The following is a 14,674-nucleotide window of genomic DNA, read 5'->3' on the forward strand; positions in this document are numbered from 1 at the left end:
ACAATCCGAGGAGCCACCCCGGAGGCCACTCCTTCAGATGCACCCCGGAGGCTGAGCCTTGGATTTCTCCACGTTGGACGTCCCCGCGTTCGAAGGGCCGCTGGCGCAGCGGGGCATCGGGGTGATCGCCCCCTTCGACCTGGCGCTGGAGCGCGAGCTGTGGCGCTGGGTGCCGATGGAGGTCTCCCTGCACCTGGCCCGCACCCCGTACGAGCCGGTGCCGGTGAGCATGGAGATGGCCCAGCTGGTCAGCAACAGCCAGCACCTCGCCGCGGCCACCCGCGACGTGCTGCACGTGGAGCCGGAAGTCGTCGCCTACCTGTGCACCTCGGGCAGCTTCGTCAACGGCGTCGACTACGAGCACTCGCTGTGCAAGGCGATCTGCGAGGCCGGGGCCCCGGAGGCGGTGACGACGTCGGGAGCGCTGGCCGAGGTGCTGCGGCGGCTGGACCTGCGGCGGATCTCGGTGCTCACCCCGTACGACGCCGACCTCACCGGCAAGCTGCACGCCTTCCTGGCCGAACTGGGGGTCGACGTCCTGTCGAGTGACCATCTCGGCCTCGGTGGCGGCATCTGGAAGGTCAGCTATCGCACCATCGCGGAGCGGATCATCGCGGCCAACCACGCCGACGCCGAGGCCATCTTCGTCAGCTGCACCAACCTGCCCACCTACGACCTGATCGAGCCACTGGAGACCGCGCTCGGCAAGCCGGTGCTCACCGCGAACCAGCTGACCATGTGGGCCTGCCTCGACCGGATGGAGCTGCCCATCGTGGGGCCGGGGGCATGGCTGCGCGAGGTGTCGTGAGACCGGTTTAGGATTGTTGACAATCTACAGGGAGGTGCGCATGGTCACCGTCGGCTTCATCTACCCCGACCACGCCGCGGAGGACGACTACCCGCTGGCCGAGCGGCTGCTCGACCAGCGGGACGATGGTGTCCGGCTGGTGGTCGAGCACATCTACGGCACCGATCTGCACGCCGTCCCCGAGTTGCTGGACCTGGGCAGCCCGGAGCGGCTGGCCGAGGGCGCCGGACTGCTGGCCAAGCACGAGCCCGACGCGGTGGTGTGGGCCTGCACGAGCGGCAGCTTCGTCTACGGCGACGGCGCGGCCGAGCAGGCCGCCGGGCTGTCCGCGGCGGCCGGCGGAGTGCCGGCGTCGAGCACGTCGTTCGCCTTCGTCAGGGCGGCGAGCGCGCTCGGGCTGCGCCGGGTGGCCGTGGCGGCCAGCTACCCCGACGACGTGGCCCGGCTGTTCGTGGACTTCCTCGCCGCGGGCGGGGTCGAGGTCGTGGCGATGTCCAGCGCCGGCATCGACACCGCCGCCGAGGTCGGCCGGCTGACCCCGGACGCGGTGTGCGAGCTGGCCAGGGCGCACGACCACCCGGAGGCCGACGCGCTGCTGGTGCCCGACACCGCGATGCGCACCCTGGCGCTGCTGGACACCCTGGAGAAGGAGCTGGGCAAGCCGGTGCTCACCGCGAACCAGGTGACCGTGTGGGAGGGGCTGCGGCTCGCCGGCGCGCTCCGGCCGGTCGCCGCGCTCGGCACACTGTTCCGATCGGAGGGGCAGTGAGATGCCGCTGGCCGACATCGAGCCGGTGAGCCGGGAGTCCACCGCGGCGATCATCGCGAGACAGCTCCGCGAGGCGATCATGAACGGCTCACTGCCGCCGGGCACGCAGCTCGGCGAGACCGAGCTGGCCGCGCAGTTCCAGGTGTCCAGGGGTCCGCTGCGGGAGGCGATGCAGCGGCTGGTCTCGGAGGGCCTGCTGCGCAGCGAGCGGCACCGCGGGCTGTTCGTGATCGAGCTCGAGCCCGACGACGTCTACGACATCTACGTGGCGCGCTCGGCGATCGAGCGGGCGGCGGCGCTACGGGTGCTGCGCGGCGACCGGGAGCGGGCGGCGGACCTGCTGACCGAGACGGTGCGGGCGATGGCCGACGCGGCCCACTCCGGTGACCCGACCGCGCTGTCCGAGGCCGACCTGCGCTTCCACGAGGCGCTCATCGAGGCCTCCGGGAGCAGACGGCTGGTGCGGATGGCCCGCACGCTGCTGATCGAGACCCGGATGTGCCTGTCGCTGTTGCAGCGCACCGACCAGCCGGTCAAGGAGCGGGTGCGCGAGCACAACCGGATCATCGATGCCCTCCGCGCCGGCGACGAGCAGGCCGTGCTCGACCACCTGGAGGCCCACATGGAGGACGCCGTCCGACGCCTCGTCCCCGGCACCACCCTCACCTGACCCGCACCGTGGGCACGCCGCTGCTCAGGACGGCGCGGCCAACGGCAGGCCGTGGTGGCGAGCGGCGGCAACCAGGCGCTTGTCGTCTGCACCGTACTCCTGCCTCGCCGGCATTGCGGGCGAACACGGTGACGGGGGGGCGCGAACACGCGGGTCAGCGGGTGAGGGTGCCGAGGAGGCTGGCGCCGGTGGCGCTGCCGAACGCGATGCTCCACCCGATCGGGCCCAGTGGGGTGCAGCCGAAGAACTGGCTCACCCCCGGGGTCTGGACCACCGCGCCGAGCGCCACCGCCGAGCCGAGGCTCGCGGCGAGCACCGAGCGGTTCCAGCCGCCGGTGAGCAGGGTCTGCCCGAGCTGGGTGCCGACCAGCGCGGCCAGCGCCACCGTGCTGGCCCGCCGCCCGCGGCCGGTGAAGCGCGCCAGCGTCCAGGCCGTGGTCGCGCCGAGCGTGGTGAATCCGGCGCGCACCCCGATGTCCCGGTGCAGCGCGCCGCCCAGCGACGACTCCGGCCCCTCCCGCAGCAGGTCCGCGCTCACCGCCGGGTCGGGCCGGCGCAGCGCGATCGCCATCGCCGGGGCCAGGTCGGTGAGCAGGTTGACCAGCAGCAGCTGCCGCGCGTTCAGCGGCGAGCGCCCGGTGACCACCGCGCCCAGCACGCTGAACGCGATCTCCCCGAGGTTCCCGCCGAGCAGCACGCCGAGCGCCTCGCGCACCGACGCCCACATCGCCCGCCCCTCGGCCAGCGCCGCGATGATCGTCTCCAGCCGGTCGTCGGTCACCACCAGGTCTGCCGCGGCGCGTGCCGCCGGCGTGCCGTGCCCGCCGAGCGCGATCCCGACGTCGGCCAGCCGGATCGCCGGCGCGTCGTTCGCGCCGTCGCCGGTCATCGCCACCGTTCGGCCGAGCCGCTGGTACGCCTGGATGATCCGCACCTTCTGCGCCGGGCTGCACCGGGCAATCACGTCCACATCGGACAGCATCTCGGGCAGCGCGGCGTCGTCCAGCTCGTCCAGCTCGGAACCGGTCACCACCCGCAGTGCGCCGGCGGAGCCGTTCACCTCGCCGGCCACCGCCTCCCCGGTGGCCGGGTGGTCACCGGTGATCATCACGATGTGCACCCCGGCGTCCCGCAGCCGCGCCGCCGCCTCGGCCGCGCTGTCCCGCACCGGGTCGGCGATCGCCACGAACCCGCGGAACGTCAGGTCACGCACCGCCGTCTCGGTTACCGCCACGTCCCGGTCCAGGGAGCGCTCGGCGACGGCCAGCACCCGCTGCCCGGCCGCGGCCAGCCGCTGCATCCGCCCGAACAGCCGCTTGCGGGCCTTCGCGTCGAGCGCGCACCGGGGCAGCACGGACTCGGGCGCACCCTTCACGCTCAGCAGCCGGCCCTTCTTCGTCTCCCCCACCGCCGCGTGGTAGCCGCGGGACGGCTCGAACGGCACCGCGTCCACCAGCTTCCACCCGGCCGCGCCCAGCCCGGGGCTCATCCGGGCTCGCCGGGCGCTGGCCAGCACCGCGCGATCGGTGGCGTGCGGCAGGTCGGCCGGGTCGTCGGCCTGCGGCGTGGCCCGCAGCGCCGCGGCCAGCACGGCCCGGGAGGAGTCGCGCAGCGCGTCGACCCGGCAGCGGTACTGCCCGTCGTCGACCTCGCTGACCGTCAGCCGTCCCTCGGTGAGGGTGCCGGTCTTGTCGAAGCACAGCACGTCGACCCGGCCCAGCGCCTCGATGCTGCGCGGGTTGCGCACCAGCGCGCCGCGGTCGGCCAGCCGGCGGGCCGCGGCCAGCTGCGCGGCGTTGACCAGGAACGGCAGCCCCTCCGGCACCGAGCCCACCGCCAGGTTCACGGCGGCGGACAGGCTCTGCCGCAGCGGCACCCCGCGCAGCAGCCCGGCACCGGCCACCGCCGCCGCCGACCCGACGGCCAACGGAAGGCTCTTCTCGGTGAGCTCGGCCAGCCGGCTCTCCACCCCGGTGACCGGCGCGGCGTCCCGAGCCATCGCCATGCTGCGCCCGGCCTCGGTGTCCGCGCCGACGGCCACCACCAGCGCGGTCGCCTCCCCGGCGGCGATGGTGGTGCCCTCGTACAGCATCGACGTCCGGTCGGCGACATTCGCCGCCACCACGGGTGCGGGGTCCTTGGCCACCGGCAGCGACTCGCCGGTCAGCGACGACTCGTCGGCCTCCAGCCCCTCGGCCTCCAGCAGCCGGCAGTCGGCGGGCACGACGTCGCCGGCGTCGAGGGTGATGACGTCGCCCGGCACCAGCTCGCCGGCGTTGACCACCCGCTCCTCACCGTCGCGCAGCACGTTCGCGCTCACCGCCGACCGGTTCAGCAGGTCGGCCAGCTCGCGGTCAGTGTGCACCTGCTGGATGCTGCCGATCAGCGCGGCCAGCCCGGTGATCCCGGCGACCAGCGCGGCATCCACCGGCGACCCGACCGCCGCGGACAGCGCCGCGCCGCCGGCCAACACCGGGGTGAGCGGGTTGGCCAGCTCGGCGAGGAACGCCGCGCCCAGGCTGGTGCGCAGGTCGGTGGCGATGCCCCGCTCGCGCGCCCGCCGCCTGGCCTCCGCGGCGTCCAGGCCGTCCGAGGTGGACCGCAACCGGTCCAGCGCGGCCGCCGCGGGCATCAGGTGCCACGGCACGGTGTCGCCGGCGCCGGGCGCCTCCGGCGGCCGCAGCCGGCGGGCGTGCCGCAGCGCGTTGGCCATCGCCAGCGCGGCGCCGATGTTCACCGACCGCATGCTGCGCGCGGCCGGTGCGGTGCGCCGCCGGCCCTGCAGCGCGGTCACCACGCCGACCCCGGTCGCCGCCTGGGCGAGCCGGATGCTCTCGGTGTTCACCGCCTTGGCGGCCGACACCGCGGCGACGACCACGGCGGCCGTGGCGAGGTCGGTGCCGAGCAGCACGTGCGCGCCCCACGACGGCGGCTCGCCCGACCGGTGCACCCCCAGCCCGCAGTCGCTCGCGCCCAGCGCCCGCCGGTTGCTGGACACCAGCAGCACGCCGTGCCCTTCGGCCTGCAGCTCGCGCACCGACGCGACCAGCCGGCCGCCACCCGGCACCGTCCGGTCGGCGGCGTGCCGCGGCGACCTGTCGTCGGACTCGCCGGCGGTGACCACCAGCAGCCCGCCCCGGCGTGCCGCGGCCACCACCGCGGGCACCCCGGCCGGGGTCTCCCTGGCGAGCCCGAGCACGGCCATCAACTGGTCGCCGCGGGCAAGGCCGAGCACCGCGGCGGCGCCCCCCTCGGTGACCCCGCGACGCTCCCTCGAGCCGGTCCGGCCGCGCAGTGACAGCGCCTCCACCGGGCCGAGCGACCAGTTCCCGTCCCGCCGCACCTCCCGCGGCCGGTCCGGGTCGAGCAGCCGCCAGGCGTGCTCGGCGACCTCCTTCGGGTCGGCGCCGGCCAGCGGCACCAGCTCGTGCAGCACCAGCCGGCCGGTGTCGAGGGCGGCGTCGTCGAGGACGACCGCGCTGATCCGGTCCATCCGGCGCAGCGCGCCGCGGCCCATCACCAGCGCGCCGCGGCCGGCCAGCACCCGGCCCAGGTGCGCGCCGAACGCGACCTGCCCGGACTCGGCGGCCTTCGGCAACGCGGCGATGCCCAGCGCGACCGCCCGCCGCGGCCCGCCCAACGGAAGGGCGGCCGCGCCCGCGGCCGCCCCGAGCGCCATGACCCGTCGTTCGTACGCTTCGACGGCACCCTCCGGAAGGGGTGCCGGGCGCTCGCACACCACCGGGTCGGCGGCGGCGTCCCGCGGGCCGGTGATCAGCTGGTCCTCCTTGACGCACCACGCCCGCTCGTGTGCCCGCGCCTCCCGCCACTGCACCGCGCGCTGCGCGACGTCCAGCAGCGTGCCCTCGCTGCGCGCGGCCAGCCCGTGCGCCACGGCCGCGGCGATCGACGTGGCGCTGTCGGCCTTCTCGTGACCCCCGGCCCGCTTGGCGAGCAGGTCGCGCAGCGCCGGATGGTGGTCGGCGATCGCCGGCAGCGCCGCGAGCTCGGGCGGCAGCGGCGCCCACGGCGCGATCCTGGTGAGCACCGACAGCCCGAGGCCGAACGCGTCGACGGCGAGGGTGGGCACCAGTCGGGTGCCGCGGGCGCCGTCCGCGGGATGGTGCAGCTCGTCCTCGGCCTCCCGCTCCTCCGGGCACGACGGCTTCGCCTCGGCCTCCTCCACCAGCCGGACCAGCTCGGCGCGGGACGGCGCCGGGTCGTCCACCGCGACGATCACCCGCGAGGTGGGCGCGTTCACCCGAGCCCACAGCACGCCCGGCCACCCGTCGAGGGCACGCTCGACCCGCCGGGCCACCCGCTCCCCGCCGGCCCCGTGCACGCCGTGCACCTCGACGTACAGCCGGCCGGGGCACGACCACACGTGGCGCCGTCGCCGGGACAGCGGCCGCGGCAGGGCGGGCAGCGACGGCAGAGTTCGGTCGGCCACCTGCCGGACCGTCTCGCCGGCCGCCCCCAGTACGAACAACGGATTCGGTACCCGCACGCCCAGCATGTTCATGGACCGCAGAGTGCCCAGTCCGGCCGGAGTTTATGCGCCCGGTGACCGCCGAACGTGCTTCAGCCCACGGCGTCGGCGACGGCCGACCCGAGTTCGGCCGTGGTCGCCGTGCCGCCGAGGTCCGGGGTCGCCACCGCACCCTCGGCGAGCACCTTCTCCACCGCCGCGTGCACCGCCCGGGCGGCGTCGAGCTGCCCGAGGTGTTCGAGCAGCATCGCGCCGGCGAGGATCTGCGCCACCGGGTTGGCGATGCCCTTGCCGGCGATGTCCGGCGCGCTGCCGTGCACCGCCTCGAACATCGAGGGGTGCTCGCCGGGCGGGTTGATGTTGCCCGACGGCGCCATGCCGAGCCCGCCGGTGACCGCGGCGGCCAGGTCGCTGAGGATGTCGCCGAACAGGTTCGACGCCACCACCACGTCCAGCAGGTCCGGCCGCTGCACCATCCGCGCGGCCAGCGCGTCCACGTGCATTTGTTCACTGTGGACGTCCGGGTAACCGGCGGCGATCTCGGTGAAGATCTCGTCCCAGTACGGCATCGAGTGGATGAGCCCGTTCGACTTCGTCGCCGAGCACACCCGCCCGGCCCGGGTCCTGGCCAGCTCGAAGGCGTAGCGGATGATCCGCTCGACACCGACCCGGGTGAACACCGAGGTCTGCAGCACGAACTCGCTCGGCTGGCCGGTGTTGTGCCGGCCGCCGATCTCCGAGTACTCGCCCTCGGAGTTCTCCCGGACGATCACCATCTCCAGCTCGTCAACCGTACGGCCGGCCAGCGCGCTGGTGGTGCCGGGCAGCAGCCGCACCGGGCGCAGGTTGACGTACTGCGCGAAGGCCCGTCGCACCGGGATCAGCAGGCCCCACAGCGACACGTGGTCCGGCACGCCGGGGAACCCGACCGCGCCGAGCAGGATGCCGTCGAACTCCGCCAGCCGGTCGATGCCGTCCTCCGGCATCATCGAGCCGGTGCGGGTGTAGCGCTCGCAGCTCCAGTCGAACTCGGTCCAGCGCAGCGCGAAGCCGTGCCGGTCGGCGGCGCGGTCGAGCACCTTGCGGGCCTCGCGAGTGACGTCGACGCCGATGCCGTCGCCGGGGATGCTCGCGATCGCGTACGCCCGGCCCGCCGTGGTCACAGGGCCACCGCGACGTACTTGGTCTCCAGGAACTCCTCGATGCCGACGGTGCCGCCCTCCCGGCCGAGGCCGGACTGCTTGATCCCGCCGAAGGGCGCGGCCGGGTTGGAGACGATGCCCTGGTTCAGCCCGACCATGCCGGCCTCCAGCCGCTCGACCACCCGCAGCGCCCGCTGAAGGTCGCGGGTGTAGACGTAGCTGACCAGCCCGTACTCGGTGTCGTTGGCGGCGGTCACCGCCTCGTCCTCGCTGTCGAACACCGAGATCGGCGCCACCGGACCGAAGATCTCCTCGTGCGCCAACTTCGCCTCGCGGGGCACACCGGTGAGCACGGTCGGCTGGTAGAAGTTGCCCGGCCCGTCCACCGTGGCGCCCCCGGTGAGCACCCTCGCGCCGCGCTGGGCGGCGTCGGTGACCAGGGAGCTGACCTTCTCGATCGCGGCCTCGTCGATCAGCGGGCCGACCACCACACCGTCCTCGGTGCCCCGGCCGATCGGCAGCGCGGCCATCCGCTCGGTGAGCCGGCGGGCGAACTCGTCGGCGATCCCCCGCTGGACGTAGAACCGGTTGGCCGCGGTGCACGCCTCGCCGATGTTGCGCATCTTGGCCTGCATCGCGCCGTCCACCGCGGCGTCGATGTCGGCGTCGTCGAACACCAGGAACGGCGCGTTGCCACCGAGCTCCATCGAGGTGCGCAGCACCTTGTCCGCGCACTGCTCGAGCAGCTTCCGGCCGACCGCGGTGGACCCGGTGAAGGAGAGCTTGCGGGCACGGCCGTCCCGGATGAGCGGCTCCATCACGCCACCGGAGTCGCTGGTGGTGAGCACGTTGAGCACACCCTCCGGCAGCCCGGCCTCCACCAGGATGCCGGCCAGCGCGAGCATCGACAGCGGGGTCTGCGCGGCCGGCTTGATCACCATCGTGCAGCCGGCGGCCACCGCGGGGCCAATCTTGCGGGTGCCCATGGCCATCGGGAAGTTCCACGGGGTGATCAGCAGGCTCGGGCCCACCGGCTGCTTGTGGACGAGGAAGCGGCCCTTGCCGTTGGGCGCCACCGCGTAGCCGCCGTCGATGCGCACGGCCTCCTCGGCGAACCAACGGAAGAACTCGGCGGCGTAGACGATCTCGCCGCGCGCCTCGGCCAGCGGCTTGCCCATCTCCAGGGTCATCAGCAGCGCGAGGTCGTTGGCGCGGTCGACGAGGAGCTGGTAGCCGCGGCGGAGGATCTCGCCGCGCTCGCGCGGCGGGTGCTCGGCCCACTCGGCCTGCGCGGCGACGGCGGCGTCCAGCGCGGTCGCTCCGTCGGCGGGCGAGGCGTCGGCGACCTCGCACAGCACCGCGCCGGTGGCCGGGTCGTGCACCGGGAAGGTCCGCCCCTCGGTGGCCGGCGTCCACTTGCCGCCGATGAACAGCTCCTTCGCGACCGCCTCGACGACGGCCCGCTCCCTGGCCTCAGTGATCTCGCTCATCCCGCTCCCAGCCTTCACGTCGGCGTTCGTTGCGCCGGTCCGACCGCCATGCTACGAATATTGTCAACAATCGACAACACCCCTCGCACCGTTAGGACCAGGCTGCCATGGCACAGCTCTCCCCACTGCTCAAGCAGGCCACTCCGGTCATCGTCGACCACGGCGAGGGCGTCTACCTCTACGACACCGACGGCCGCCGCCACCTCGACTTCACCGCCGGCATCGGGGTGACCAGCACCGGCCACTGCCACCCGAAGGTGGTGCGGGCCGCGCAGGAGCAGGTCGGCAAGCTGATCCACGGCCAGTACACGACGGTGATGCACCAGCCGCTGCTGCGGCTCACCGAGAAGCTCGGCGAGGTCCTGCCGCCGGGGCTCGACTCGCTGTTCTTCGCCAACTCCGGCAGCGAGGCGGTGGAGGCGGCGCTGCGGCTGGCCCGGCAGGCCACCGGACGGCCGAACGTCGTGGTCTTCCAGGGCGGGTTCCACGGCCGGACGGTCGCGGCGGCGTCGCTGACCACCTCCGGCACCCGGTTCAGTGCCGGCTTCGCCCCGCTGATGGCGGGCGTGCACGTGGCGCCGTTCCCCTACGCCTTCCACTACGGCTGGGACGAGGCGACCGCCACGAAGTTCGCGCTGCGCGAGCTGGACTACCTGTTCGCCACGATGAGCGCGCCGAACGAGACCGCCGCGTTCTTCGTCGAGCCGGTGCTCGGCGAGGGCGGCTACGTGCCGGGCAACACCGAGTTCTTCGCCGGGCTGCGCGAGCGCGCCGACCGGCACGGCATCCTGCTGGTGGTCGACGAGGTGCAGACCGGATTCGGCCGCACCGGCAAGTTCTGGGGGCACGACCACTTCGACCTGCGGCCGGACATCGTGCTGATCGCCAAGGGGCTGGCCAGCGGCTTCCCGCTGTCCGGCATCGCCGCGTCGAAGGACCTGATGGCCAAGGCGTGGCCGGGCTCGCAGGGTGGCACCTACGGCGGCAACGCGGTCTCCTGCGCCGCCGCGCTGGCCACCCTGGAGGTCATCCAGGAGGAGGGGCTGGTGGACAACGCCGCCGCCCGGGGCGTCCAGTTGCTCGACGGCGCGCGGGCGGTCGCGGAGAAGACCGCGGCGATCGGCGACGTGCGCGGGCTCGGGCTGCTGGTCGGGTCGGAGTTCACCACGCCGGACGGCACGCCGGACACCGCGACCGCGCAGGCCGCGCAGAAGGCCGCCGCCGAGCGCGGGCTGCTGCTGCTCACCTGCGGCGCCTACATGAACGTGGTGCGGATGATCCCGCCACTGGTGGTCACCGCCGAGCAAATCGACGAGGCGCTGGAGATCTGGGCCGACGTCGTCGCGACCGTGACCGGCGGGAAGTGAGGGAGCACGTGGCCCGCTACATCACGATCACCCTGGACAAGCGCGGGGTGTCCTGCCGCGCCCGGCTGCTCGAGGCCGAGGCGCCGCGGACCTGCCGGGCGGTGTGGGACGCGCTGCCGCAGAGTGGCTCTGCCTACCACGCCAAGTACGCGCGCAACGAGGTCTACACCCTCGTGCCGCCGTTCGCCGAGCCGAAGCCGGGCCGGGAGAACCCGACGGTCACCCCGATCCCGGGCGATGTCGTGTACTTCGGGTTCGAGGCGTGGGAGATCGGCAACCCGGCCTACGGCTACGACGAGGGCAGCGAGGCGCACGGCGACCAGGGCGCCACCGACCTGGCGATCTTCTACGGCCGCAACAACCTGCTGATCAACGGCGACGCCGGCTGGGTGCCCGGCAACGTGTTCGCCACGATCACCGACGGCCTGGCCGAGATGGCGGCCGCGGCGCAGGACCTCTGGCTCCGCGGCGTCGAGGGCGAGACCCTCACCTTCGCCAGGGCGGAGTGAGCCGGGGGCGCGAGACGGGTGAAACGCGAACCGTTTTCATAGCGAGTGCGACCGGCGGCGTACTAGGCTTCCGGCGAGCATCGGAGCGAGAGGGCGGGTGACGTCACCATGGCCGAGGACGTGGCGGCACGGCTGGCGGAGGTCGTCGGCGCGGCACACCTGCTGAGCGGCGATGCCGTGCCCGAGGACTACGCCCACGACGAGGAGCTCACCGGCGAGCCGAGGCGCCCCGGGTACGTGGCGAAACCGGCCACCGCCGAGGAGGTCGCCGGCCTGCTGCGGGTGGCCACCGAGCACGGCGTCCCGGTGACCGCGCGCGGGTCGGGCACGGGTCTCTCCGGTGCGGCCCGGCCCCGGCCGGACGGGCTGCTCGTGTCGTTCGAGCGGATGAACGCCGTGCTCGAGGTGGACACCGGCAACCACGTCGCCGTGGTGCAGCCCGGTGTCACACTGTCCGAACTGGACGCCCGCACCGCGGAGGCCGGGCTGCAGTACACGGTCTACCCCGGTGAGTTGAGCGCCAGCGTGGGCGGCAACGTGGGCAGCAACGCCGGCGGGATGCGCGCCGTGCGCTACGGCGTGACCCGGCACAACGTCCTCGGCCTGCAGGCCGTACTCGGCACCGGGGAGATCATCCGCACCGGCGGCCGGATCACCAAGATCTCGTCGGGCTACGACCTCACCCAGCTCATCATCGGCTCGGAGGGCACGCTCGCGCTGGTCACCGAGGTGATCGTGCGGCTGCACCCGCGGCTGGCGCACGGCGCGACCGTGCTGGCCCCGTTCACCGACCTGGACCGGGTACTCGCCGCCGTCCCGCGGATCGTCGCCAGCGGACTCGCGCCGACCATCCTGGAGTACATCGACAATCTCACCATGGCCGCGATCACCCATACCGCGCAGCTGGCGCTGGGCGTGCCGGACGAGGTGCGCGAGGCCTCGCAGTCCTACCTCGTGGTCGGGATGGAGAACCGCGACGCCGACCGGCTCCACGCCGACATCGAGGTACTCGGTGAGCTGCTCGGCGAGCTCGGCGCGGCCGACGTGTACGTGCTCGACGGCGGCTCCGCGCGCAAGCTCATCGAGGCCAGGGAGAAGGCGTTCTGGACGGCCAAGGCCGCCGGCGCCGACGACGTGATCGACGTCGTGGTGCCGCGCTCGGCGATGGCCCAGTTCCTCGGCGCGGCGCGGGCGGCGGGGCACCGACGGGAGGCCGGCGTGATCGGCTGCGGGCACGCCGGGGACGGCAACGTGCACCTGGCGATCTTCTGCAAGGACCCGGACGTCCGGCGGGAGCTGCTGCACGAGATCTTCGCCGAGGGCGTCGAGCTCGGCGGCGCGATCTCCGGCGAGCACGGGATCGGCCGGGCCAAGCGGGAGCACTTCCTCGAGCTGGAGGACCCGGTCAAGATCGAGCTGATGCGCCGGATCAAGCGGTCCTTCGACCCGGTCGGCATTCTCAATCCCGGCGTCCTGCTCACCTAGTCCCCCGTCCGTGAGTCCCTGGTCCGTCCACAGAGGAGTTCCATGAACGGCGCTCAGTCCCTGATCCGCACCCTCGCCGACGCGGGGGTCGAGGTGTGCTTCGGCAACCCGGGCACGTCGGAGATGCACTTCGTCGCCGCACTCGACAGCGTTGGTGCCTCCAGCGCCGGCGGGCACGGTGGGCCGGAGATGCGCGCTGTGCTGGCCCTGTCCGAGGGCGGGGTGACCGGCGCGGCCGACGGGTACGCGCGGATCGCGGGCAAGCCCGCGGCGACGCTGCTGCACCTGGGACCGGGACTGGCCAACGGGCTGGCGAACCTGCACAACGCGCGGCGGGCGTTCACGCCGGTGGTGAACGTGGTCGGCGACCACGCGACCTACCACAAGAAGTACGACGCGCCGCTGGAGTCGGACATCGAGGCGCTGGCCGGCACCCTGAACGGGTGGGTGCGCCGCTCCACGAGCCCGGCCGACGTGGGGGCCGACGCCGCCGCCGCGGTGGCCGCGGCGATGGACCCGCCGGGGCGGTTGGCGACGCTGGTGCTGCCGGCCGACGCCTCGTGGGGCGACGGCGGCCAGGTGTGCGCGCCGGTGCCACCGCGGGCGGCCAAGGCGGTGGCGGAGACCACGGTGAAGTCCGTGGCCGAGGTGCTGCGCGCCGGGGAGCCGGTGGCCCTGTTGATCGGCGGACCAGCCTGCCGGGAGGCGGGGCTGCGGGCGGCGGCGCGGGTCGCCGCGGCGACCGGGGCGAAGCTGTTCGTCGAGACCTTCCCGGCTCGGCTGGAGCGGGGCGCGGGCCTGCCGAACGTGGAGCGGCTGGGGTACCTGGCCGAGCAGGTGGCGTTCCAACTCGACGGCGTGCGCCACCTGGTGGTCGCGGGCACGCGGGCGCCGGTGTCGTTCTTCGCCTACCCCGGCAAGGCCAGCGATCTGGTGCCGGAGGGCACGCGGGTGCACCCGCTGGCCGAGGTGGGGCACGACGTCGTCGGGGCGCTGGAGGAACTGGCCGCGCAGGTGGCCGGGGACGTCGAGGCGCCGGTGCAGCCGGCGGGGCGGCCGGAGCTGCCGAGCGGGCCGCTGACGCCGCAGAACTGGGTGGAGGTGATCGGAGCGCTGCTGCCGGAGGGCGCGATCATCTCCGACGAGGCCAACACCTCGGGGCTGCTACTGCCCGCGGCCACGGCCGGCGCGCCCCGGCACGACGTGCTGACCCTCACCGGGGGCGCGATCGGCCAGGGCATCCCGGTGGCGACCGGCGCGGCGGTGGCGGCGCCGGACCGGCCGGTGATCTGCCTGGAGTCCGACGGCAGCGCGCTGTACACGATCTCGACACTGTGGACGCAGGCGCGGGAGAACCTGAACGTCACCACGGTGCTGCTGAACAACCGGGCGTACGCGATCCTGCGGATGGAGCTGCAGCGGGTCGGCGCGGAGTCCAGTGGCCCGAAGGCGAACCAGCTGCTCGATCTGTCCACACCGGACATGGACTTCGTGCGGATCGCCGAGGGCATGGGCGTGCCGGCCAGCCGCGCCACCACCGCCGAGGAGCTGGCCGAGCAGTTCTCCCGCGCGCTGGCCGAACCCGGCCCCCATCTCATCGACGCCCACGTCCCCCCACTCCTCTGACCCACACCCCGGACGCGTGTCCGCGCTCCCTGCACGCGTGTCCGCGCTCCCTGCACGCGTGTCCGCCGTTCGCGTCACCGTGTCCGCGGACGGGTTTTGGTACACGTGGAGATGATTGGTCCACATAGGCCGCCAATCTCCACGAACGAGGGTCGTTCATGCCACTGGTCAGCAAGCTCCTCGGCACGGTATACGGGCTGCCCACCCGCGCCACCCGCGTCCAGGTACGGCGCGACCTGCCGATCCCGATGACCGACGGGGTACACCTGCTTCGGCTGGGAACGCGACGAGCGGGTCGCGGTTGACCGAACAGTCAGCT

General features: G+C 73.8%; 10 protein-coding genes. 7 read left to right on the forward strand and 3 right to left on the reverse strand.

Annotated features, from left to right (window positions below; translation table 11 throughout):
• Positions 1–58 precede the first annotated feature (58 nt).
• The 3 genes from BM051_RS02485 to BM051_RS02495 are packed head-to-tail and all read left to right on the forward strand — an operon-like array spanning position 59 to position 2,247.
• Positions 59–808: a maleate cis-trans isomerase family protein gene (locus BM051_RS02485; protein ID WP_092527263.1), complete on the forward strand. Its 750-nt coding sequence runs from the start codon at positions 59–61 to the stop codon at positions 806–808.
• 40 nt (positions 809–848) lie between these two features.
• On the forward strand, positions 849–1,577 hold the full coding sequence (locus tag BM051_RS02490) for a maleate cis-trans isomerase family protein (RefSeq protein ID WP_092527265.1): 729 nt from the start codon (positions 849–851) through the stop codon (positions 1,575–1,577).
• 1 nt (position 1,578) lies between these two features.
• Positions 1,579–2,247, forward strand: a complete 669-nt coding sequence (locus tag BM051_RS02495) for a GntR family transcriptional regulator (protein ID WP_092527268.1) — start codon at positions 1,579–1,581, stop codon at positions 2,245–2,247.
• A gap of 154 nt (positions 2,248–2,401) precedes the next feature.
• Here BM051_RS02495 and BM051_RS02500 read toward each other — a convergent pair whose 3' ends face one another.
• The 3 genes from BM051_RS02500 to BM051_RS02510 are packed head-to-tail and all read right to left on the reverse strand — an operon-like array spanning position 2,402 to position 9,368.
• Positions 2,402–6,769, reverse strand: coding sequence for a cation-translocating P-type ATPase (locus BM051_RS02500; protein WP_092527271.1), 4,368 nt, complete (start codon positions 6,767–6,769; stop codon positions 2,402–2,404).
• Between the two features lie 59 nt (positions 6,770–6,828).
• Positions 6,829–7,899: a tartrate dehydrogenase gene (locus BM051_RS02505; RefSeq protein WP_092527273.1), complete on the reverse strand. Its 1,071-nt coding sequence runs from the start codon at positions 7,897–7,899 to the stop codon at positions 6,829–6,831.
• On the reverse strand, positions 7,896–9,368 hold the full coding sequence (locus BM051_RS02510) for an NAD-dependent succinate-semialdehyde dehydrogenase (RefSeq protein WP_092527275.1): 1,473 nt from the start codon (positions 9,366–9,368) through the stop codon (positions 7,896–7,898). Before BM051_RS02510 ends, BM051_RS02505 begins: the two co-directional genes overlap by 4 nt.
• Before the next feature lie 107 nt (positions 9,369–9,475).
• Between BM051_RS02510 and BM051_RS02515 the strand changes: the two genes are divergently transcribed.
• From BM051_RS02515 to BM051_RS02530, 4 genes are all read left to right on the forward strand, one after another.
• Positions 9,476–10,735: an aspartate aminotransferase family protein gene (locus BM051_RS02515; protein WP_092527277.1), complete on the forward strand. Its 1,260-nt coding sequence runs from the start codon at positions 9,476–9,478 to the stop codon at positions 10,733–10,735.
• A gap of 8 nt (positions 10,736–10,743) precedes the next feature.
• Positions 10,744–11,244, forward strand: a complete 501-nt coding sequence (locus BM051_RS02520; RefSeq protein WP_092528422.1) for a DUF3830 family protein — start codon at positions 10,744–10,746, stop codon at positions 11,242–11,244.
• A gap of 108 nt (positions 11,245–11,352) precedes the next feature.
• Positions 11,353–12,729 (forward strand): FAD-binding oxidoreductase, encoded by a 1,377-nt coding sequence (locus tag BM051_RS02525; protein ID WP_092527279.1) that lies wholly within the window; start codon positions 11,353–11,355, stop codon positions 12,727–12,729.
• Between the two features lie 42 nt (positions 12,730–12,771).
• Complete coding sequence (locus tag BM051_RS02530) at positions 12,772–14,355, forward strand: acetolactate synthase large subunit (RefSeq protein WP_092527281.1); 1,584 nt, start codon at positions 12,772–12,774, stop codon at positions 14,353–14,355.
• The last annotated feature ends 319 nt before the right edge of the window (positions 14,356–14,674 follow it).

The organism is Amycolatopsis arida (assembly GCF_900115565.1).
Taxonomy (GTDB): domain Bacteria; phylum Actinomycetota; class Actinomycetes; order Mycobacteriales; family Pseudonocardiaceae; genus Yuhushiella; species Yuhushiella arida.

Coding starts and splice junctions, on each gene's coding strand:
- BM051_RS02490 (WP_092527265.1), top strand. CDS start 849: ATGGTCACCGTCGGCTTCATCTACCCCGACCACGCCGCGGAGGACGAC.
- BM051_RS02495 (WP_092527268.1), top strand. CDS start 1,579: ATGCCGCTGGCCGACATCGAGCCGGTGAGCCGGGAGTCCACCGCGGCG.
- BM051_RS02500 (WP_092527271.1), bottom strand. CDS start 6,769: ATGAACATGCTGGGCGTGCGGGTACCGAATCCGTTGTTCGTACTGGGG.
- BM051_RS02510 (WP_092527275.1), bottom strand. CDS start 9,368: ATGAGCGAGATCACTGAGGCCAGGGAGCGGGCCGTCGTCGAGGCGGTC.
- BM051_RS02515 (WP_092527277.1), top strand. CDS start 9,476: ATGGCACAGCTCTCCCCACTGCTCAAGCAGGCCACTCCGGTCATCGTC.
- BM051_RS02525 (WP_092527279.1), top strand. CDS start 11,353: ATGGCCGAGGACGTGGCGGCACGGCTGGCGGAGGTCGTCGGCGCGGCA.
- BM051_RS02530 (WP_092527281.1), top strand. CDS start 12,772: ATGAACGGCGCTCAGTCCCTGATCCGCACCCTCGCCGACGCGGGGGTC.